This is a genomic window from Streptomyces sp. NTD107 (assembly GCF_059510435.1).
The window spans coordinates 265,363-285,993 of sequence record NZ_JCAJZV010000002.1 but is presented as its reverse complement, the minus strand read 5'-3'; the positions used below and the strand labels follow the sequence as shown (position 1 = coordinate 285,993).

18 protein-coding genes are annotated in these 20,631 nt (G+C 70.0%); 12 read left to right on the top strand and 6 right to left on the bottom strand.

Going from position 1 to position 20,631, the window contains the following annotated elements:
* Positions 1 to 8 precede the first annotated feature (8 nt).
* The 5 genes from pgeF to AC5WRL_RS05000 all read left to right on the top strand — a co-directional run bounded on the left by pgeF (position 9) and on the right by AC5WRL_RS05000 (position 3,904).
* Positions 9 to 740: a peptidoglycan editing factor PgeF gene (gene pgeF, locus AC5WRL_RS05020; RefSeq protein ID WP_496087055.1), complete on the top strand. Its 732-nt coding sequence runs from the start codon at positions 9 to 11 to the stop codon at positions 738 to 740.
* On the top strand, positions 740 to 1,462 hold the full coding sequence (locus tag AC5WRL_RS05015) for a YggS family pyridoxal phosphate-dependent enzyme (protein WP_496087054.1): 723 nt from the start codon (positions 740 to 742) through the stop codon (positions 1,460 to 1,462). Before pgeF ends, AC5WRL_RS05015 begins: the two co-directional genes overlap by 1 nt.
* A 124-nt stretch (positions 1,463 to 1,586) precedes the next feature.
* A complete protein-coding gene (locus tag AC5WRL_RS05010; RefSeq protein ID WP_496087053.1) occupies positions 1,587 to 2,210 on the top strand; it encodes a cell division protein SepF in 624 nt (207 codons plus the stop codon).
* A gap of 70 nt (positions 2,211 to 2,280) precedes the next feature.
* The gene (locus AC5WRL_RS05005) at positions 2,281 to 2,565 is read left to right on the top strand and encodes a YggT family protein (protein WP_496087052.1); all 285 of its coding nucleotides are present in this window, start codon (positions 2,281 to 2,283) and stop codon (positions 2,563 to 2,565) included.
* A 49-nt stretch (positions 2,566 to 2,614) separates the two neighbouring features.
* Positions 2,615 to 3,904, top strand: a complete 1,290-nt coding sequence (locus tag AC5WRL_RS05000) for a DivIVA domain-containing protein (RefSeq protein WP_496087051.1) — start codon at positions 2,615 to 2,617, stop codon at positions 3,902 to 3,904.
* Between the two features lie 246 nt (positions 3,905 to 4,150).
* Here the strand turns inward: AC5WRL_RS05000 and ileS are convergent, their stop codons facing one another.
* Entirely contained in the window at positions 4,151 to 7,294 is a 3,144-nt protein-coding gene (ileS, locus tag AC5WRL_RS04995) for an isoleucine--tRNA ligase (RefSeq protein ID WP_496087519.1), read from the bottom strand.
* A gap of 455 nt (positions 7,295 to 7,749) precedes the next feature.
* On the opposite strand from ileS, the gene AC5WRL_RS04990 reads away from it, so the two are divergent.
* From AC5WRL_RS04990 to AC5WRL_RS04975, 4 genes are all read left to right on the top strand, one after another.
* Entirely contained in the window at positions 7,750 to 8,451 is a 702-nt protein-coding gene (locus AC5WRL_RS04990; protein WP_496087050.1) for a TraR/DksA family transcriptional regulator, read from the top strand.
* Between the two features lie 68 nt (positions 8,452 to 8,519).
* On the top strand, positions 8,520 to 9,134 hold the full coding sequence (gene lspA, locus AC5WRL_RS04985; protein WP_496087049.1) for a signal peptidase II: 615 nt from the start codon (positions 8,520 to 8,522) through the stop codon (positions 9,132 to 9,134).
* A 24-nt stretch (positions 9,135 to 9,158) separates the two neighbouring features.
* Positions 9,159 to 10,100, top strand: a complete 942-nt coding sequence (locus AC5WRL_RS04980) for an RluA family pseudouridine synthase (protein WP_496087048.1) — start codon at positions 9,159 to 9,161, stop codon at positions 10,098 to 10,100.
* A gap of 92 nt (positions 10,101 to 10,192) precedes the next feature.
* Positions 10,193 to 11,782: a Na+/H+ antiporter gene (locus tag AC5WRL_RS04975; RefSeq protein ID WP_496087047.1), complete on the top strand. Its 1,590-nt coding sequence runs from the start codon at positions 10,193 to 10,195 to the stop codon at positions 11,780 to 11,782.
* Between the two features lie 16 nt (positions 11,783 to 11,798).
* Here the strand turns inward: AC5WRL_RS04975 and AC5WRL_RS04970 are convergent, their stop codons facing one another.
* Complete coding sequence (locus AC5WRL_RS04970; protein ID WP_496087046.1) at positions 11,799 to 12,866, bottom strand: mechanosensitive ion channel family protein; 1,068 nt, start codon at positions 12,864 to 12,866, stop codon at positions 11,799 to 11,801.
* 131 nt (positions 12,867 to 12,997) lie between these two features.
* On the opposite strand from AC5WRL_RS04970, the gene AC5WRL_RS04965 reads away from it, so the two are divergent.
* Positions 12,998 to 13,573, top strand: a complete 576-nt coding sequence (locus AC5WRL_RS04965) for a dienelactone hydrolase family protein (RefSeq protein ID WP_496087045.1) — start codon at positions 12,998 to 13,000, stop codon at positions 13,571 to 13,573.
* A gap of 42 nt (positions 13,574 to 13,615) precedes the next feature.
* Here AC5WRL_RS04965 and AC5WRL_RS04960 read toward each other — a convergent pair whose 3' ends face one another.
* The 4 genes from AC5WRL_RS04960 to AC5WRL_RS04945 form a co-directional block, all read right to left on the bottom strand.
* A complete protein-coding gene (locus AC5WRL_RS04960; RefSeq protein ID WP_496087044.1) occupies positions 13,616 to 14,479 on the bottom strand; it encodes a thioredoxin domain-containing protein in 864 nt (287 codons plus the stop codon).
* A gap of 83 nt (positions 14,480 to 14,562) precedes the next feature.
* Entirely contained in the window at positions 14,563 to 15,255 is a 693-nt protein-coding gene (locus AC5WRL_RS04955; protein ID WP_496087043.1) for a hypothetical protein, read from the bottom strand.
* Positions 15,256 to 15,361: 106 nt separating this feature from the next.
* On the bottom strand, positions 15,362 to 18,913 hold the full coding sequence (dnaE, locus tag AC5WRL_RS04950) for a DNA polymerase III subunit alpha (protein WP_496087042.1): 3,552 nt from the start codon (positions 18,911 to 18,913) through the stop codon (positions 15,362 to 15,364).
* Between the two features lie 215 nt (positions 18,914 to 19,128).
* The gene (locus tag AC5WRL_RS04945) at positions 19,129 to 19,404 is read right to left on the bottom strand and encodes a hypothetical protein (protein WP_496087041.1); all 276 of its coding nucleotides are present in this window, start codon (positions 19,402 to 19,404) and stop codon (positions 19,129 to 19,131) included.
* 135 nt (positions 19,405 to 19,539) lie between these two features.
* Here AC5WRL_RS04945 and AC5WRL_RS04940 point away from each other — a divergent pair, with 135 nt between their 5' ends.
* Together AC5WRL_RS04940 and AC5WRL_RS04935 are read left to right on the top strand one after the other, a co-directional pair.
* Positions 19,540 to 20,394, top strand: a complete 855-nt coding sequence (locus AC5WRL_RS04940) for a helix-turn-helix domain-containing protein (protein WP_496087040.1) — start codon at positions 19,540 to 19,542, stop codon at positions 20,392 to 20,394.
* The gene (locus AC5WRL_RS04935) at positions 20,395 to 20,610 is read left to right on the top strand and encodes a DUF397 domain-containing protein (protein WP_496087039.1); all 216 of its coding nucleotides are present in this window, start codon (positions 20,395 to 20,397) and stop codon (positions 20,608 to 20,610) included. It abuts the gene before it with no gap.
* Positions 20,611 to 20,631: the final 21 nt, after the last annotated feature.

The window sequence follows — 20,631 nt, the reverse complement described above, 5'->3', positions numbered from 1 at the left end:
TTCCTGACGTGATAGACCGACAGAGCACAGCGAGCGGCGCGCATTTCGCCTTCACCGACCGGTGGGGCGGGGTGAGCGCCGCTCCGTATGACACGCTCAATCTGGGCGGGGCGGTCGGCGACGACAGCGTCGCCGTCGAGGCCAACCGGGCGCGCGCGGCGGGCGAGCTGGGGCTCGACCCGGCCGGAGTCTGCTGGATGACCCAGGTGCACGGCCGCGAGGTGGCGGTCGCCGAGGGCCCGTGGCCCGGCGGACTGCCGCCGCGGGCCGACGGGGTGGTGACCGCCCGGCGCGGTCTGGCGCTCGCGGTGCTCACCGCCGACTGCACCCCGGTGCTGCTGGCCGACCCGGTGGCGGGAGTGGTGGGAGCGGCGCACGCCGGGCGCCCGGGTCTCGCGCTCGGGGTGGTGCCGGCCACCGTCGAGGCGATGGTGGCGCTGGGCGCCGAGCCGCGGCGGATCACCGCCCGCACCGGTCCGGCGGTGTGCGGGGCCTGTTACGAGGTGCCGGCCGCGATGCGCGACGAGGTCGAGACGGCGGTGCCGGGCAGCGGCTGCTTCACCCGGAACGGCACGCCGGGCGTCGACATCGGTGCGGGGGTACGCCGGCAGCTGGCCGGTGCGGGGGTCACCGATGTCCGGCTCTCCGCGGTGTGCACGCTGGAGTCCGCCGACCACTACTCCTACCGCCGGGATCACACCACCGGGCGACAGGCCAGTTATGTATGGGTGTCCCCCTGATGAGTGAGCGCGAACAGCAGCTGATGACCGGCCTCGCCCGGGTGGAGGAGCGCATTGTCCGCGCGTGTGGTGCGGCGGGGCGCGCGCGGGACGAGGTCACGCTGGTGGTGGTGACCAAGACCTATCCGGTGGAGGATGTGCGGCTGCTGGCGGGTCTGGGAATCCGGCATTTCGCGGAAAATCGTGACCAAGAGGCGGCGGGCAAGGCGGCTGCCTGTGCAGATCTTTCACTGAACTGGCACTTTGTGGGCCAGTTGCAGACCAACAAAGCCCGATCCGTCGCCAGATATGCCGATTATGTGCATTCACTGGACCGGCTGCGGCTGGTCGGCGCGCTCTCCTCGGCGGTGACGGCCGCCGAGCGCCCCCCGCTTCGGGTGCTGGTGCAGGTCGCGCTGGAGAAGGAATCCGGCCAGAGTGCGGGCCGGGGCGGGGTAGCGCCCGAGGGCGTGGCGGAGTTGGCGCACGCGGTCGCGGACGCCCCCGGGTTGTCGCTCGCCGGGCTCATGACGGTCGCTCCGCTCAGTGGGGCGTACGCCGGGCGCCCGGCCGCCGCCTTCGAACGGCTGCGGGAAATCTCAAGCGGACTGCGCGCCGTGCATCCTGCTGCCACCATGGTCTCGGCGGGTATGAGCGCGGACCTGGAGGAGGCGATCGGGGCGGGGGCGACACACGTACGCGTCGGCAGTGCGGTACTCGGAGTCCGCCCCGCCCTCGGGTAACGTCGCCAAACGAGTCGGAACACTGCCGAAAATATGGTCATTCCCGATGCGTTCGGGCACAGTGACGTGGATTGACGGCCCATCAGGGCGGTGCCGATCCACCAGAGAGCGGAGGATCCAGTCGATGGCTGGCGCGATGCGCAAGATGGCGGTCTACCTCGGCCTCGTGGAGGACGACGGCTATGACCGCCCGGGGTACGGCCCCGACGACGATTTCGAACCGGAGCCCGAGCCGGAGCGCGGGCGGCGCCAGCAGGCGCACGAACCGCCGCCCCGCGAGCGGGTGGAGGAGCCGGTGCGGGTGGTGCATCCGCCGGCTCAGCGGGAGAGTGAACCGGCCCCGGCTCCCCTCCTGTCGGAAAACAGACGACCTGGGAGGATCGCTCCCGTGTCTTCCATCACATCCGAACGACCCCACGTCGAGAAGAGCGCACCGGTGATCATGCCCAAGGTCGTGTCCGAGCGGGAGCCGTATCGCATCACCACGCTGCACCCCCGCACCTACAACGAAGCCCGTACGATCGGGGAACACTTCCGCGAGGGAACCCCGGTGATCATGAACCTCACAGAGATGGACGACACCGACGCGAAGCGACTTGTCGACTTTGCCGCTGGCCTGGTCTTCGGTCTGCATGGCAGCATCGAGCGCGTGACGCAGAAGGTCTTCCTTCTGTCGCCTGCTAACGTCGATGTAACGGCGGAGGACAAGGCCCGGATCGCTGAGGGCGGGTTCTTCAACCAGAGCTGAGACGACAGCAACCGGACGAGAGCGTTCCCGGCCAGCCGGCCGGGTAGGGCAGGGGAGAGGGACACCACGGATGGGCATCGCACGGGACGTGATCCTGATCGCCTTGTACTGCGTCCTCGGACTTCTGCTCTTCCGGCTGGTGATGGACTACGTCTTCATGTTCGCGCGCTCATGGCAGCCCGGACGGGCGATGGTCGTCGCGCTTGAGGCCACCTACACTGTCACCGATCCGCCGCTGAAGGCGCTGCGGAAGGTGATTCCTCCGCTGCGTTTCGGGGGTGTGGCGCTTGATCTGTCCTTCTTCGTACTCATGATCATCGTCTACATCCTGATCAACGTCGTGGCCGGGCTGTGAACGAGTACGGTCTTGCCGATATGCTGACGAAATACGTTGAGGTGAAGAGATGTCGTTGACCCCCGAGGACGTGCGGAACAAGCAGTTCACCACGGTCCGTCTCCGTGAAGGCTATGACGAGGACGAGGTCGACCACTTCCTCGACGAGGTTGAGGCAGAGCTCACCCGGCTGCTGCGGGAGAACGAGGATCTGCGCGCCAAACTCGCCGCCGCCACCCGCGCCGCAGCCCAGAACCAGCAGAACATGCGCAAGCCGGAGCCGCAGGAGCGGCCCGGGCCCGGCGGCCCCGGTGGCCCGCCGGCCATATCCGGTCCGCAACCCGGCCCCCAGCAACAGCAGATGGGCGGCCCGCCCCAGCTGCCGGGGCCCGGTGGTCCGATGGGTCCTGGCGGTCCGGGTGGTCCCGGCGGTCCCGGTCAGATGCAGCAGCACCAGCAGATGGGCGGCCCCGGCCCGATGGGTCACGGCCCCGGCCCCGGCGGCCCGATGGGCCCCGGTGGCCCCAACCCGCTGGGCGGCCCCGGCGGTCCGAACCCGCTCGGCGGTCCGGGTGGTCCCGGCGGTCCCGGTCAGATGCAGCAGCACCAGCAGATGGGCGGCCCCGGCCCGATGGGTCACGGCCCCGGCCCCGGCGGCCCCGGCCCGATGCAGCAGCCCGGTGGCAACGAGAGCGCCGCGCGCGTGCTGTCGCTGGCGCAGCAGACCGCTGACCAGGCGATCGCGGAGGCCCGTTCCGAGGCCAACAAGATTGTCGGCGAGGCCCGCAGCCGCGCCGAGGGTCTGGAGCGCGACGCCCGCGCCAAGGCTGACGCGCTGGAGCGGGACGCCCAGGAGAAGCACCGGGTCGCGATGGGCTCCCTGGAGTCCGCCCGCGCCACCCTGGAGCGCAAGGTCGAGGATCTGCGCGGCTTCGAGCGGGAGTACCGCACGCGACTGAAGTCGTACCTGGAGAGCCAGCTGCGCCAGCTGGAGAGCCAGTCCGACGATTCGCTGGCCCCGCCGCGTACCCCGGTGGCCGCTTCGCTGCCCCCGTCCCCGCAGCCTTCGCTGGCCTCGGCCGGTGCCCCGGCCGGACCGGTTGGCGGCATGGGCGGCGGCATGGGCGGACACCAGTCCATGGGCGGCCAGCAGCCGATGGGCGGCCCCGGCCACAACGGCACCCACGGCGGCCACCCGGGTGGCGGCCACGCCGGCCCGCCGTCCTACGGCGGTCAGCAGGGGATGTCCCCGGCGATGACCCAGCCGATGGCGCCGGTCCGCCCGGCCGGCCCGCAGCCGGTCCAGCAGCAGGCCCCGTCCCCGATGCGCGGCTTCCTGATCGACGAGGACGACAACTGACGGCGTCACCTACGGCGTAACGCGTCGGCATATCACCAACGAGGCCGGGCCCGGACATATCGTCCGGGCCCGGCCTCGTCGGCGATGCGACCCGGGATGAGCGTTGAGGGGAAGCGGGCGGAGAGGTTCCGGCCAGGGGCGGGCCGGACGGCACACCGAGGCCAGGGTTCCTCGCCGGCGGCCGGGGGCGCCGCGTCGCGACACCCCCGGCCGGGCGACATGGCCATGGCTTCCCCCCGGGGAGGGTTACACCTTGTGCAGGTGGAAGGTCAGGGTCAGCTCCTCGTCGGTGAAGGCCGGCCCGAACGGCTCGGTGGCGGTGCCCTCCGCGAACTCCGTGGCCAGCACCTCCGTGGAGATCAGCGCCTGGTGGTCCGCCAGCGCGCGGCTCACCTCCGGGTCGGTGGCCTGCCAGCGCACCGCGATCCGGTCGGTGACATCGAGGCCACTGTTCTTACGGGCCTCCTGCACCAGCCGGATGATGTCCCGGGCGATGCCCGCCCGGCGCAGCTCCGGGCTGATCTCCAGATCCAGCGCCACCGTCGCCCCGCTGTCCGAGGCCACCGACCAGCCCTCGCGGGGCGTTTCGGTGATGATGACCTCCTCCGGGGTGAGCGCGATCCGCTCCCCGTCCACCTCGACCGCCGCCGTGCCGGCCCGCAGCGCCGCCGACAGCGCGGTGGCGTCCGCCGCCGCGATGGCCTGCGCCACCGGCTGGGTGCGCTTGCCGAACCGGCGGCCGAGCGCCCGGAAGTTGGCCTTCGCCGTGGTGTCCACCAGCGAGCCGCCCATCTCGGACAGCGCGGCGAGCCCGGTCACATTCAGCTCGTCGGCGATCTGCTCCCGCAGGTCCTCGCCGAGCAGTTCGAAGCCCTGCGCGGCGACCAGCGCCCGGGACAGCGGCTGCCGGGTCTTCACCCCGGACTCGGCGCGGGTGGCCCGGCCCAGCTCCACCAGCCGGCGTACCAGCAGCATGTCCTGGGAGAGATCCGCGTCCACCCGGGTCAGGTCGGCGTCCGGCCAGGACGCCAGGTGCACCGACTCGGGCGCGCCCGGGGTCACCGGCACCACCAGGTCCTGCCAGACCCGTTCGGTGATGAACGGCACCAGCGGGGCCATCAGCCGGGTGACGGTCTCCAGGACCTCGTGCAGGGTACGCAGCGCGGCCGGCTCGCCCTGCCAGAAGCGGCGGCGGGAGCGGCGCACGTACCAGTTGGACAGATCGTCGACGAACGTCGAGATGAGCTTGCCGGCCCGCTGGGTGTCGTAGGTGTCCATGGCCTTGGTGACCATGTCGACCAGGGCGTTCAGCTCACTCAGCAGCCAGCGGTCCAGCAGCGGCCGGTCGTCCTGCGCCGGGTCGGCGGCGGACGGGGCCCAGTGGGCGGCGCGGGCGTACAGCGACTGGAAGGCGACGGTGTTCCAGTAGGTGAGCAGCGTCTTGCGCACCACTTCCTGGATGGTGCCGTGGCCCACCCGGCGGGCCGCCCACGGGGAGCCGCCGGCCGCCATGAACCAGCGCACCGCGTCCGCGCCGTGCTGGTCCATGAGCGGGATGGGCTCCAGGGTGTTGCCCAGGTGCTTGGACATCTTGCGGCCGTCCTCGGCCAGGATGTGGCCCAGGCAGACGACGTTCTCGTAGGAGTTCTTGTCGAAGACCAGGGTGCCCACGGCCATCAGGGTGTAGAACCAGCCGCGGGTCTGGTCGATGGCCTCGGCGATGTACTGGGCCGGGTACCGCTTCTCGAACACCTCGCGGTTGCGGTGCGGGTAGCCCCACTGCGCGAACGGCATGGCGCCCGAGTCGTACCAGCCGTCGATGACCTCCGGGACCCGGGTGGCGGTGAGCGAGCAGCCCTCTGCCGTACAGGGGAAGGTGATCTCGTCGATGTACGGGCGGTGCGGGTCGAGGCCCGACTGGTCGGTGCCGGTCAGCTCGGACAGCTCGGCCAGTGAGCCGACGCAGGTGCGGTGGTCCTCGGCGCAGCGCCAGATGGGCAGCGGGGTGCCCCAGTAGCGGTTGCGGGACAGCGCCCAGTCGATGTTGTTGTTGAGCCAGTCGCCGAAGCGGCCGTGCTTGACGGACTCCGGGTGCCAGGTGGTGTTCTCGTTCTCCCGCAGCAGGGCGTCCTTGACCTGGGTGGTGCGGATGTACCAGGACGGCTGTGCGTAGTACAGCAGCGGGGTGTGGCAGCGCCAGCAGTGCGGGTAGCTGTGCTCGTACGCCAGGTGCTTGAAGAGCAGACCGCGCTGCCGCAGGTCCTCGGTGAGGGCTTCGTCGGCCTTCTTGAAGAACTGGCCGCCGACCAGCGGGATGTCCTCGGCGAAGGTGCCGTCCGGGCGCACCGGGTTGACCACCGGCAGGCCGTAGGCGCGGCCGACCCGCAGGTCGTCCTCGCCGAAGGCGGGCGACTGGTGGACGAGCCCGGTGCCGTCCTCGGTGGTGACATAGGTGTCGTTGACGATGAAGTGGGCGGCCTCCTCGAACGGGACCAGCTCGAAGGGGCGCCGGTAGGTCCAGCGCTCCATCTCGGCGCCGGTGAAGGTCTCGCCGGTGGCGTGCCATTCCTCGCCCAGGGCGGTGGCGAGCAGGGGTTCGGCGACGACCAGCCGCTCGGTGCCGTCGGTGGCCACCGCGTACGTCACCTCGGGGTGGGCGGCGACGGCGGTGTTGGAGACCAGGGTCCAGGGGGTGGTGGTCCACACCAGGAGCGCTGCCTGGCCGGCCAGCGGCCCGGAGGTGAGCGGCATCCGGACATAGACGGAGGGGTCGACGACCGTCTCGTACCCCTGGGCCAGTTCGTGGTCGGACAGGCCGGTGCCGCAGCGCGGGCACCAGGGGGCGACCCGGTGGTCCTGGGTGAGCAGACCCTTGTTGAAGATCTCCTTGAGCGACCACCACACGGACTCGATGTACTGCGGGTCCATGGTGCGGTAGGCGGCGTCGAGATCGACCCAGTAGCCCATCCTGGTGGTCAGCTCGGCGAAGGCGTCGGTGTGCCGGGTGACCGATTCGCGGCACTTGGCGTTGAAGGCGGCGATGCCGTACGTCTCGATGTCCTGCTTGCCGGTGAAGCCCAGCTCCTTCTCCACGGCCAGCTCCACGGGCAGGCCGTGGCAGTCCCAGCCGGCCTTGCGGGAGACGTGGTAGCCGCGCATGGTGCGGTACCGGGGGAAGGCGTCCTTGAAGACGCGGGCCTCGATGTGGTGGGCGCCCGGCATGCCGTTGGCGGTGGGCGGGCCCTCGTAGAACACCCACTCGGGGCGGCCCTCGGACTGCTCCAGGCTGCGGTTGAACGTCTTGTTCTCGTGCCAGAAGTCGAGGACCGCGTGTTCGAGCGCGGGCAGATCGACTTGGGCCGGCACGGGGCGGTACTGCGTCATCGGCATTCCTCCGGCGGACACACACTGATCTCCGTCGGAGGGACGAGAGCCCGGCTCGGGCGCCCGCGGTACCACCCTCCTTGGCCCAGGCGGAGCGGTGGCTGCCGCTGCCTCGGCCCCCTCATTGGGCCGCGATGCCGGGTCTACTCGCGTGCCGAGCCGGGGCTCGGGCGGCTTTCTTCCGACGGCTCCGGGGTGATCTTCGCGCCGCGCACGCCCCCGGGCTCGCACCGTCCCCGGGTCGCTCCTGGCTGCCGGACGGCGCTACTCGTCCCCATCGATGCCTTTCGCTGCGGACAGTGTACGGAACTTCGTACCGGGGTGATGACCGGTTATCCGGGGGCCGGGCGGGGCACAACGCAGGGGGACCGGCGCGTCCCCGTTGCTGCTCACCCGGAGTCGATTTATCGTTCCGGTCACAATGCGCGAGCAAGATCACACTATGTGAAGGGGCCGCCGCGATGGTGGCGACGAGCGATACCGCCGGAGAAGCACCGGACGGCACGCCGGCCGGGTCCGGGAAGCCGTCCACGTCCAAGACGACCGCGTCCAAGGCGACGAAGAAGACGGCGAAGAAGGCGGCTGCGAAGAAGAGCGCCAAGAAGGCCGCGCCCGCGAAGACGACGGCGAAGAAGACGGCGAAGAAGTCCACGACGGACGGGACAGGAGCCAAGAAGGTGGCTGCGAAGAACAGCACGAGGACGGACACGACGGAAGAGTCGGCCGCTGCGGTGCCCGCCGCCCGCGCCGCGGGCCCCGTGACCCCCGGGGAGCTGCCGGTCCGGCCGGGCGAGGACCCCTGGACGCCGGAGGAGGTCACCGAAGCGCGCCGGGAGCTGACGGACGAGGCGGAGCGGCTGCGTACCGAGATCACCACCTCGGAGGACGCGCTGGCCGGGCTGATGCGCGACTCCGGGGACGGGGCCGGGGACGACGAGGCCGACACCGGCTCGAAGAACATCACCCGCGAGCACGAGCTGGCGCTGGCGGCCAACGCGCGCGAGATGCTGTTCCAGACCGAGAAGGCGCTGGACCGGCTGGCGGCCGGCACGTACGGCACCTGCGAGGTGTGCGGCAAGCCGATCGGGAAGGCCAGAATGCAGGCGTTCCCGCGGGCCACGCTGTGTGTGGAGGACAAGCAGCGGCAGGAGCGGCGGGCGTGAGGTCGCGGGCGACGCCCGGTGTGCCGGTCGTCGGGTGATCGGATCGCCCCGTGTCGTACCCTCAACGTGTGAGCGAGGCGGAGCGCACCATCGAGACACCCGAAGATTCCTCTCGTCCGGAACCGGACGAGACGGCGGCGGAGACCGCGCCGGAGCCGGAAACGGAAGCCGGAGCGGAAGCGGATCCGGCGGCGCCGCGGCGCCGCCGGATCGGCGTGCTGGCCGTGGTGGCCGCCTTTGTGTTCCTGCTCGATCTGTCCAGCAAGATCGCGGCGGTGGAGTGGCTGGAGCACCAGCGGTCCATCGAGGTCATCGGCGACTGGGTGCGCTTCTCGGTGATCCGCAACGGCGGCGCGGCGTTCGGCATGGCCGAGGCGCTGACCGTCTTTCTGACAGCCGTGGCCGCCACCGTGGTGGTGGTGATCATCCGGCTGGCGCGCAAGCTGTACAGCACCCCGTGGGCGATCGCGCTGGGGCTGCTGCTGGGCGGGGCGTTCGGCAACCTCACCGACCGGCTGTTCCGGGCCCCCGGGGTGTTCGAGGGGCATGTGGTGGACTTCATCTCCGTCCAGCACTTCTCGGTGTTCAATCTGGCCGACTCGGCGATCGTCTGCGGTGGCATTCTGATCGTCATCCTCTCCTTCCGGGGCCTTGACCCGGATGGCACCGTGCACAAGGACTGAGCCGCCTCGGGCATACTCATTCGGGTGAGCGCCCTTCCCGAGACCCGGACCCTTCCCGTACCCGACGGCCTGGAGGGGGAGCGTGTCGACGCCGCCCTCGCCCGGATGCTCGGCTTCTCCCGGACGAAGGCGGCCGAGCTGGCCGCCGCCGGGAAGGTGCGCCTCGACGGTGCCGAGGTCGGCAAGTCCGAGCGGGTGACCGGCGGCTCCTGGATCGAGGTCGAGATCCCCCCGCCACCGGGCGCGATCACCGTCGTGGCCGAGCCGGTGGAGGGCATGGAGATCGTCCACGACGACGACGAACTGGTCGTGATCGACAAGCCCGTCGGCGTGGCCGCCCACCCCAGCCCCGGCTGGACCGGCCCCACCGTGATCGGCGGGCTCGCGGCGGCCGGCTACCGGATCGCCACCTCGGGCGCGGCCGAGCGGCAGGGCATCGTGCACCGGCTGGACGTCGGCACCTCGGGACTGATGGTGGTGGCCAAGTCGGAGCGCGCCTACTCGGTGCTCAAGCAGCAGTTCCGGGAACGTACCGTCGAAAAGCGCTACCACGCGCTGGTGCAGGGCCACCCCGATCCGCTCAGCGGCACCATCGACGCGCCGATCGGGCGGCACCCGCAGCACGACTACAAGTGGGCGGTGACGGCGGACGGCAAGCCGTCGGTCACCCACTACGACCTGATCGAGGCGTTCCGGGCGGCCAGCCTGCTCGACATCAAGCTGGAGACGGGCCGCACCCACCAGATCCGGGTGCACATGTCGGCACACCGGCACCCGTGCGTCGGCGACCTGACGTACGGGGCCGACCCGACGCTCGCCAAGCGGCTCGCGCTCACCCGGCAGTGGCTGCACGCGATGCGGCTCGGATTCACCCACCCCGGGGACGGGCAGTGGGTGGAGTTCGCCAGCGCCTATCCGGAGGACTTGCAGCGGGCGCTGGACCGGGTGCGCTCCGAGAGCCAGTGACCGTTCCGACGGTCTGACCGCCCGCGGTCCGGGCCGGGGTCGTATCCGGGCGTTTCCCCGGATTTCATCGGGCTGGCTTTAGGATCGACCGAATGGACCAGCTCACACTGCTGTTCGCCCTGCTGCTCGGTGCCGTGATCACCGTGCCGCTGGGCGACCGGATCTCACTGCCCTCACCGGTGCTGATGACCCTCTTCGGGGGCGCGCTGGCCCTGCTGCCGTTCGTGCCGAACGTCGAGATCTCACCCGAGCTGATCCTGCCGCTGGTGCTGCCGCCGCTGCTCTACGCCGCCGTACAGCGCACCTCCTGGCGGCAGTTCACCGCCAATCTGCGGCCCATCCTGCTGCTGGCGGTGGCGCTGGTCTTCGTCACCACCGCCGCCGTCGCGGCGGTGGCGCACGCCATCGTGCCGGGGCTGCCGCTGGCCGGCGCGGTGGCGCTCGGCGCGCTCGTCGCCCCGCCCGACCCGATCGCCGCCACCGCCGTGGCCGGGAAGATCGGGCTGCCGCGCCGGATGGTGTCCATCCTGGAAGGCGAGGGCCTGTTCAACGATGTGACGGCCATCACCCTGTACCACGTGGCCATCGCGGCGTCCGTGACCGGCACGTTCTCGGTGGGCAGCGCGGGGGCGGAACTGCTGCTGTCGGCGGCCCTGGCGATCGTCGTCGGGGTGGTGCTCGGCTGGGCCACGGTCAAGGGCCTCGCGCTGCTCGGCGACCCGACGCTGCGCACCGGGATGACGCTGCTGGTGCCCTTCGCCTCCTATGTGCTGGCGGAGGAGGTCCACGGCTCCGGGGTGCTGGCGGTGCTGGTCACCGCGATATTCCTCAGCGAGGGATCGGCGGACGCCGACGATGTGGCCGGGCGGATGACCGGGCAGGCGTTCTGGTCGATCATCGACACCCTGGTGACCGGCGTCGCGTTCGGGCTGATCGGCCTCGAACTGCACAACGTCGCCGGCACCGCCTCCGACCGCTGGCGGGACCTGCTGCCGGCCGCCGGGCTGGTGCTGGGCGTGGTGGTCCTCGTACGGCTGCTGTGGCTGCTGCCCGCCTCCTGGCTGACCCAGCGGCTGCACCGGCGTACCGACTACGCCGAGGAGATCCCGGTCAGCCCGCGCGAGACCCTGGTCATGTGGTGGTCGGGGATGCGCGGGGTGGCCTCGGTGGCGCTGGCCCTGGCCATCCCGCTCGCCACCGACGCCGGCGGGGCCTTCCCCGAGCGGGACGCCATCATCTTCATCGCCTTCGTGGTGGTGGTCGGGACGCTGCTGCTCCAGGGGCTGACCCTGCCGTGGCTGGCCGGAAAGCTGGGGGTGCGGGCGGACAGCGCGGCGGAGGAGGAACTGGAGCACGAGCTGGCGGTGCGCGCCGCGAAGGCCGCCAAACGGCGGCTGCGGGAGATCGAGGAGGCGGAGGGCGAGGAACTGCCCGAGGAGGTCTCCGAGATCCTGCTGCGGCGGGCGTACGACATCGGGGTACGGATCTCGCCACGGATCGCGGACGACGAACGGCGCGAGGCGTTCCAGAAGCGGGCCGGCTATCTGAAGCACATCCACCGGCTGAACGCGGAACTGCTGTCGGCGGCCAGACACGAAGTGCTGGCCGCCCGCAGCGAACCGGGCTCAGACCCGGAGGTGGTGGACCGGGTACTGCGGCAACTGGACCAGCGCAGTCTGTGACCCTGCGGCCCGGCCGTCAGGCGGCGGGCCGGTCCAGGCCCGCCGTCGGGGCCGTCGCCGCCGGGGAGGTGGGGACGCGGGGGAGGGCGTGGGGGTGGTGGTCGCGGAGCCAGGCGATCAGCTCCTCGCGGACCGCGCAGCGCAGCGTCCACGCGTCGCTCGCGTCCTTCGCCGACATCGCCGCCCGGATCTGGATCGTGGTGGGGGTGGTGTCCGTCACCACCAGGCTCCACACCCGGCCGTCCCAGTCGGCGCGGCCCAGCAGGAACTCCTGGAGCCGCTTGCGCAGCTGAGGCACCGGCGTCGCGTGGTCCAGGTGGAGATACACCGTGGCCGTGATCTCGTGGCCGCCGCGCGACCAGTTCTCGTACGGGCGGCTGTTGAAGTACGACACCGGCATCGTCAGCCGGCGGTCGTCCCAGATGCGGATGGTCAGGAAGGCCAGCGACAGCTCCTCGACCGTGCCCCACTCGCCGTCCACCACCACCGTGTCGCCGATCTTCACCGACTCGCCGAAGGCGATCTGGAGACCGGCGAAGAGGTTCCCCAGCATCGACTGGGCCGCCACACCGGCGATCACCCCGATCACACCGGCCGAGGCCAGCATGGAGGTGCCCAGGGTGCGCAGATCCGGGAAGACCAGCAGGATCGCCACCGCCGAGGCGACGATCGCCAGCACCGTGGTGATCACCCGGCGCAGCATCGTCAGCTGGGTACGGAACTGCCGCACCCGGGCCAGATCCTCGGTCCGCGCCTCGTAGCGCGCCAGGGTGTTCTCGCCGACCGCGTCGGCCGCGCGTATCGCCAGCCACGCGGCGGACGCGATGGTCAGGGTGGCCAGCACCTTGGGGACCACGTCGCCCTTGCCCAGGGCCAGATCCCACGCCGAGTAGCTGATCTGCACGGCGCCCGAGCCGAGCAGCACCTGGAGCGGGAGCTGGCAGGAGCGCAGCAGGGACCACAGCCGGGTCTCGGGGTGGCGGCGGTCGGCGGCGCGCAGCGCGCGGTCGATCAGCCAGCCGATGACCAGTGTGAGGGTGATGGTGCCACCGATCACCAGCAGTGGCCGCAGCACATCATCCATGGCTGGGTCAGTCCTCCGTCGTCGTGGTTGTGCCTGGTGGGCGGCGCGGGTGCGGCGCGCCCATCCGGCAAGGCTACTGGCAGGATGAGGCAGCAGAGCAAGAGTGCCCCTTCCGGAAGGCGATCCCGACCATGGCCGACGTAGTGCTGTTCCATTCCTCCCAGGGGCTGCGGCCTGCCGTACACACGGCGGCGGAGCGGCTGCGGGCCGCCGGGCACCGGGTGGTCGTACCGGATCTGTACGACGGCCGGACCACGGACTCGGTGGAGGAGGGGATGGCGATCAAGGACGAGATCGGCACGGAGGAGCTTCAGCGGCGGGCGATCGTGGCCGCCGCCCCGCACTCGGACGCGGGGCTGGTGTACGCCGGGTTCTCGCTGGGCGCCTCGCTGGCGCAGACGCTGGCGCTGGGGGATGTGAAGGCGCGCGGGCTGCTGCTGCTCCACGGCACCGGGGACATCGCCGAGGACGCGTCGTCGCCGGGGCTGCCCGTACAGCTGCATGTGGCCGATCCTGATCCGTTCGAGCCGCACGACTGGCTGACCGCCTGGTATCTGCGGATCGGGCGGACGGGCGCGAAGGCGGAGGTTTTCCCGTACCCGGGGGCCGGGCATCTGTACACGGATCCGGAGCTGCCGGACTACGACGCACAGGCGGCGGAGGCCACCTGGCGGATCGCGCTGGCGTTCCTTGACGAGGTGGGCTGACCCCCGGACCCGTAGCGGGTCTCGGGGGTCGGCCCGGGTGGATCAGCTCGTGGCGGCTGCGGCCAGCACGGCGTCGAAGTCCTCGGCGGTGTAGGGGACCCGTTCGAGAATCTCGCCGTTGATCGCCATCTTCGGAGTGCCACCGGCTCCGGAGGCGTCGAACTTGTCCGACATCTCCAGCGCCCAGGTGGCGTAGGTGCTGTTGGTGATGGCGTCCTGGAACTCCTGGTTGTCCTTGAGCTCCGGGACGCTGTCGCCGATCTTGATCAGGTAGTCGTCGGTGAAGCCGTCCTTGTTCTCCTCGGGGTGCAGGTCGGCCGAGTACAGCGCCTCGTGGAAGGCGAGGAACGCCTCCGGGCTGACGTTGAGGGCGGCCCCCATCGCGGAGACGGCGTTCTTGGAGCCGGAGCCCGGGAAGCTGTTGTCCAGGAAGGTGCCGAAGACGAACTCGACCTTGTAGCTGCCGTCGTCGATGCCCTGCTTGATCGTTTCGCCCATGGCCTGCTCGAAGCTGGCGCACACCGGGCAGCGGGGGTCCTCGTACAGGGTGACGGTGGTGGCGGCGTCCGGATCGCCGACCTGGATGGTGAGGCCGTCGTCGCCGGAGGTGTTGGCCGGGGCCTCGGTCGGGTAGTTGACCGCGTCGTCGGCGTTGGCGTCATCCGTGGCGGGCGCGCCGTTGTCGACGATGTCGCGGGCGGCGCTCCAGTCGGTGCTGTCCTTGCCGCCGCCGCCGCTGTTGGCCAGGGCGAACCCTATGCCGCCGGCTATCGCCAGGATGGCGACGACCGAGCCGCCGACGGTGAGCTGGCGGCGGATCTTGTCGCGCTTGGCCTGCTTGTCGCGTTCGGCCTTCAGCCGCTCGCGGGCCTCGCGCTTGGCTTCCTGGGAGTTGCGCTTGCTCATGGGGGAAGGTCTCCGTGATTCCGTGATGTCCGTGAGGAAGGGGGTGATGCGGTGCGGTGCGGAGCGCTGCCTGGCTGGAGTGCTCAGGCAGCCGGCGCCAGGCCGCGCGGCGGCCCGCGCAGGGTCACGGAGTGGGTGAGCAGCGCGCCGGCGCCGAGCGGCCGGTGGCGGTGGGTGGCGGACCGTACGGTCCCGCGGCCGGCCGTGGCGGCGGCCCGGTGGACGGCGACGGCGATCAGCAGCGGCCGGAAGGTGGCGGCCACGGCGGCGTGCAGCAGCCGGGCGATCGCCGCCTCGCCGCAGCGCAGCCAGCCGGCGGCGGCCAGGCCGATGGCGAGGTGGGTGCCCAGCAGCAGCCAGGGCAGCGCCGGGTGGACGGGGGCGGCCAGCGGCCCCTGCTCACCTGCGGCGAGCCGGGCCAGCGGCGTACCGAAGTCGCCGCCCGAACAGATCAGGTCCAGGCCCAGGACGCGCAACGGGCGCGGGAGCGCCCCCTCGCCGGTGCCGTAGCAGGCCGCCTGGCCGGTGGTGAAGATGGTGTCGGCGGCCAGCTGGAGCGGCAGCAGCAGTCCGGCGATGTGCCAGTAGCGGCGCTCGCCGGTCCCGGCGAGCGCGTACGCGACGGCGAAGATCACCGCGGTGACGGCGGCCACAGTGGGGACCGGAAGCGGCATTCCGGACAGCAGGACATGGGCGGCGGACGCCAGCGCGACGCACAGCGCGCTGAAGATGGCGGCGCGCGCCGCGCGTATGCCGGGTCCGCTGGTTATGCCCATCGAGCCGAGTGTGCCATGGGTGGGCGGGTGGTTGGTATGGGGGTGACGAAGGTGACGGGCAGCGTGACGATCACGGTGCCCGTCAGGGTGTCCGTCGGGGTGCCGGTCACAGGGCGATGCCGGCCCAGGCGGAGGGGCCGAATCCGCCCTTGATGTCCGAGGCGATGTTGTCCGGGTTCACCAGGAAGCCCAGCTCGAAGACCGTGGTCTTCTGCCGGCCCTCCACCTTGAGGCGGACCGGGGAGTCCCCGGGGTGCGCCTTCAGGGTGCGCTTGAGCTCGCGGACGGCGCGGCCGTTGATGCGGTGCTCGGGGAGGACCAGCATGACCGGGGGCTTGCCGCCGTGCTCGGCGGAGGAGATGTCCAGGGCGGTGATCTCCTGGCCGAAGAGGCTGATGGCGCCGTCCCGCTCGTTGATGCGGCCCCGGACCGAGAGCACGTTGTCGTCGATCAGCTCGTGCTGGATGAGCGCGTACGACTTGGGGAAGAACAGCACCTCCAGGCTGGCGTCCCGGTCGGCGACGGTGACGATGGCCCAGGGGTCGCCCTGCTTGTTGAGGCGGCGGTCGATGCTGGTGATCAGGCCGGCGATCTTGGTCTCGCCCTCGGTGCGCCCGGAGCCCAGCAGCTCGGCGATGGAGGTGTCGCGGCTGCGGGCCAGGATGTGCTCGGCGCCGTCGAGGGGGTGGGAGGAGACGTACAGGCCGAGCATCTCGCGTTCGAGGGACAGCTTGGCCTTGCGGTTCCACTCCTGCTCGCCGACCTCGAAGTCGAGGCCGATGGCCGGGGCGTCGTCGCCGGTGTCGATGGAGCCGAAGAGGTCGTCCTGGCCGATGGCCTGCTGCTTCTTGACGGGGATGACGGCGTCGACGGCGCTCTCGTGGATGTCGCACAGGCCCTTGCGGGTGTGGTTCAGGGAGTCGAAGGAGCCGGCCTTGATGAGCGAGTCGATGGTGCGCTTGTTGCACACGACGATCTCGGACTTGTCGAGGAAGTCGGCGAAGGAGGTGTACTTGCCTTTGGACTTGCGGGTGGCCACCAGGGACTCGATGACGTTGGCGCCGACGTTGCGGATGGACTGGAGGCCGAAGCGGACGTCCTCGCCGATGGCGGAGAAGTCGGCGACGGACTCGTTGACGTCGGGGGAGAGGATCTTGATGCCGAGGCGGCGGCACTCCGCCAGGTAGATGGCGGTCTTGTCCTTGTCGTTGTCGACGGAGGTGAGCAGGGCCGCCATGTACTCGGCCGGGTAGTTGGCCTTGAGGTAGGCGGTCCAGTACGCGACCATGCCGTACGCGACGGTGTGCGACTTGTTGAACGCGTACCCGGAGAAGGGCACCAGCACGTCCCACACGGCCTGGATCGCCTCGTCCGAGTAGCCGCGGTCGCGGCAGCCCTGCTGGAAGGGGATGAACTCCTTCGCCAGGACCTCCGGCTTCTTCTTGCCCATCGCGCGGCGCAGCAGGTCGGCCTGGCCGAGGCTGTAGCCGGCCAGGATCTGGGCGGCCTTCTGCACCTGCTCCTGGTAGACGATGAGGCCGTAGGTGGGGTCCAGGATCTCTTCGAGGGGCTTCTCCAGCTCCGCGTGGATCGGGGTGATCTCCTGGCGGCCGATCTTGCGCAGCGCGTAGTTGGTGTGCGAGTCGACGCCCATCGGGCCGGGCCGGTAGAGGGCGAGGACGGCGGAGATGTCGTCGAAGCGGTCGGGCTGCATCAGGCGCAGCAGGGAGCGCATGGCGGTGCCGTCGAGCTGGAACACGCCGAGGGTGTCGCCACGGGCGAGCAGCTCGTAGGTGGGCTTGTCGTCGAGGTCGATGGTGCCGGTGTCGACGTCGATGCCACGGTTCTCTTTGATGATCTTGACGGCGTGATCGATGATGCCCAGGTTCCGCAGACCCAGGAAGTCCATCTTGATCAGGCCCATCTCCTCGCAGTCGGGATACGAGAAGCCGGTGATGATCGTCCCGTCGCGATCCCGCTTGTGCATCGGGATCAGGTCGAGGAGCGGGGTGCGGGAGAGGATGACGGCGGCGGCGTGCACGCCCGTACCCCGGGTGAGACCCTCGATGCCGCGCGCGGTGTCGATGACCTTCTTGACGTCGGGCTCGTTCTCGTACATCGAACGGACCTCGGCGGCCTCGGAGTACCGGGGGTGCGAGGAGTCGAAGACGCCGGAGAGCGGGATGCCCTTGCCCATGACGTCCGGCGGCAGCGCCTTGGTGATGCGGTCGCCCATGGAGAAGGGGAAGCCGAGGATGCGGTTGGCGTCCTTGACGGCCGCCTTGGCCTTGATGGTGCCGAAAGTGTTGACCTGGGCGGTGTACGCCTCGCCGTACTTGTCGGTGAGGTAGCGCACCATGACGTCGCGCTGGCGGTCGTCGAAGTCGAGGTCGACATCCGGGGGGTTGATGCGCTCGGGGTTGAGGAAGCGCTCGAAGAGCAGGCCGTGCTTGAGCGGGTCGACGTCGGTGATGCGGGTGAGGTACGCGACGAGGGAGCCGGCGGCGGAGCCGCGGCCGGGGCCGACGGGGACGCCGTTGTCGCGGCCGTACTTGCAGATGTCGGAGACGACGAGGAAGTAGGAGTCGAAGCCCATCGGGGTGATGACGGACAGCTCCGTCTCCAGGCGCTCCAGGACCTCGGGCTCCGGGTTGTCGCCGTACCGCTCCTTGATGCCGCGCTCGCACTCCTTGCGCAGCCAGCTGGCCTGGGTCTCGCCCTCGGGGACGGCGAACTGCGGCATCTGGTCCTCGTAGGAGAAGACCTCTTTGTAGGACTCGACGCGCTCGGCGATGAGGAGGGTGTTGTCGCAGGCTTCGGGCAGCTCGGAGAAGAGCTGGCGCATCTCGGCGGAGGTCTTGATGTAGTAGCCGGTGCCGTTGAACTTGAAGCGGTTGGTGTCGGCCTTGTTCTTGCCCACGCCGACGCAGAGGAGGCTGTCGTGGTCGTCGGCCTGGTCCTCGGTGACGTAGTGCGAGTCGTTGGTGGCGAGGAGCGGGATGCTGAGCTGCTTGGCGATGCGGAGCAGGTCTTCGCGGACGGTGCGCTCGATGTCGAGGCCGTGGTCCATGAGCTCCAGGAAGTAATTCTCTTTGCCGAAAATGTCCTGGTATGTGGCGGCGGCCTTGACGGCCTCGTCGTACTGGCCGAGCCGCAGCCGGGTCTGCACCTCGCCGGAGGGGCAGCCGGTGGTGGCGATGATCCCGGTGGAGTGCTGGGAGATCAGCTCGCGGTCCATGCGGGGCTTCATGTAGTAGCCCTCGAAGGAGGCGAGGGAGGAGAGCCGGAAGAGGTTGCGCAGCCCCTGGGCGTTCTGCGCCCACATGGTCATGTGGGTGTAGCGGCCACCGCCGGAGACGTCCTTGCCGCCCTCGCCGCTGGCGTCCTGGCCGCGCCCGCTGCCGCCCCAGAAGACCTGCTTCTTGTGGAAGCGCGATTCGGGCGCGACGTACGCCTCGATGCCGATGATCGGCTTCACGCCGGTTTTGCCGGCCGTCTGGAAAAATTCGTAGGCCCCGAACATGTTCCCGTGGTCACTCATGGCGACCGCGGGCATCCCCTGGCGTTCGACTTCGGCGAACAGCTTGCCGTTCTTCGCGGCCCCGTCGAGCATCGAGTACTCGGTGTGAACATGCAGGTGAACGAAGTTGTCGGCCACGGCGGTAGGGGCTCCTCGCGGGTGGGGCACAGGGGGGTGTGGGGGCTCCCCACCCTAACGCGGTGGGAGCGGTGTGCCGGTGGACGACGTGTGTGAAGGCGGGTGTGAAATCCGGCCCACTTTTTCGCTTCGACACCTCCCGCTCGGGCCGGCCGCCGGGGGGTGCGGGGGTCGGCGACGGCCGGGTCGCGGGGCGGCGCCTGGGCGGGCGCCGATCAGCGGTAACTCCGCCAGACGGGCTGATAGTCGGGCCCGTCGCACCAGTCGTCGATGTCCTCCTCGGCGCGCAGCGTGACGACGACGTCGTTCACCTCGGCGGGCCGAAGGCCGCCCCGCCGGGCGATCTCCTCATGCGCCACCCCGTGCTCGTGCGCACGGAAGACGGCGAGATCGCGATCGGTGGTGACGGTTTCGAGCAGTTCGCCGAGGTTCTGGACGCGGTTGAGGTAGTAGGTGGCCGCATCCTGCGGGTCGTTGTCGGTGTTGGACATGGTGGCCCATCCCTTCCCTGGGATCCAAGAATGGACTCCTAGATTAGTTCTGAGAAGGTGGGCTCCGCTAGAGTTCGACCACTCCCCGTGTGGGATTCAGTCGTGTGAGTGACAGGTGGATGGAGGGGTGTGCAGGTGGCTTCACCGACGATTCAGCGCCGACGACTTGGCATCGCGCTCAAACGCGCACGTGAGCGGGCTGGGAAAACCCAAGATGAGGCCACCGTGCTCATCGATGCGGCGTCAAGCAAGGTGAGTCGCATGGAGCTTGGCCAGAACGGGATCAAGCTCACGGATCTGAACGTGCTGCTCGACGCGTACGGAGTGGACGCCGAACAGGCCGACTGGATGCGCGACCTGGCCCGCTCGGGGCGCCAGCGGGGCAGGTGGAGCGGCTACCGGAACGTCATCCCGGACTGGTTCCGGCAGTATCTCGACTTGGAGGAGGATGCGACGGATGTTAGGTGCTACCAGGCTGAGAGCGTGCCCGGCATGCTCCAGACCGAGGCGTATGCGAGGTCGGTTTTTGCGTCCTCACGAGGGTCGGACGATGATCTGGACCGTCAGGTGAAGGCGAGGATGCAGCGCGCGAGCGCCATCGACAGGCCAGATGCCGCGCAATTCGACTTCATCGTGAGCGAGTCTGTGCTGCGGAGAAATGTGGGCGGTGAGCACGTCATGCGCGAGCAGTATGTACGGCTCGCCGAGGTCGCTCGAAGGCCGAAGGTTCAGTTGCAGGTGTTGCCATTCGACAGCGAGAGCTATGTACCTGCCTCATTTTCCTTCACGATACTGCGGTTCGACCAGGACGCGAGTACTGACGTGGTGTACCTGGAGGACTACATGGATGCGGAGTACTTGGACCGACCAGATGCCGTGCGGACTTACGCGGCCCTCTGGGCGCGTCTCCAAGCGGCAGCCCTGGGGCCCGTCGAGTCTCAGCGCCTTATCCTGCGTATGGCCGGTGAAGCGGAACAGCAGGCGAGCTGAATGAGGGGTGTCACGGTGGATGTTGAAGGTTTCCAGGGTGCGGTGTGGCGCAGGAGCAGCTACAGCGAAGACAACGGTGGTCAGTGTGTAGAGGTGGCCTTCCCAGGTGACCTGGTGGGTGTGCGGGACTCGAAGGTGCCGGATGGGACATTCGTGGTGGTCAACTCCCGTGCCTGGGGAAGCTTCGTAAGGTCGGTGGTGTCAGCCCGATGGTGAGCGAGCGCCCAGGCTCGCGGC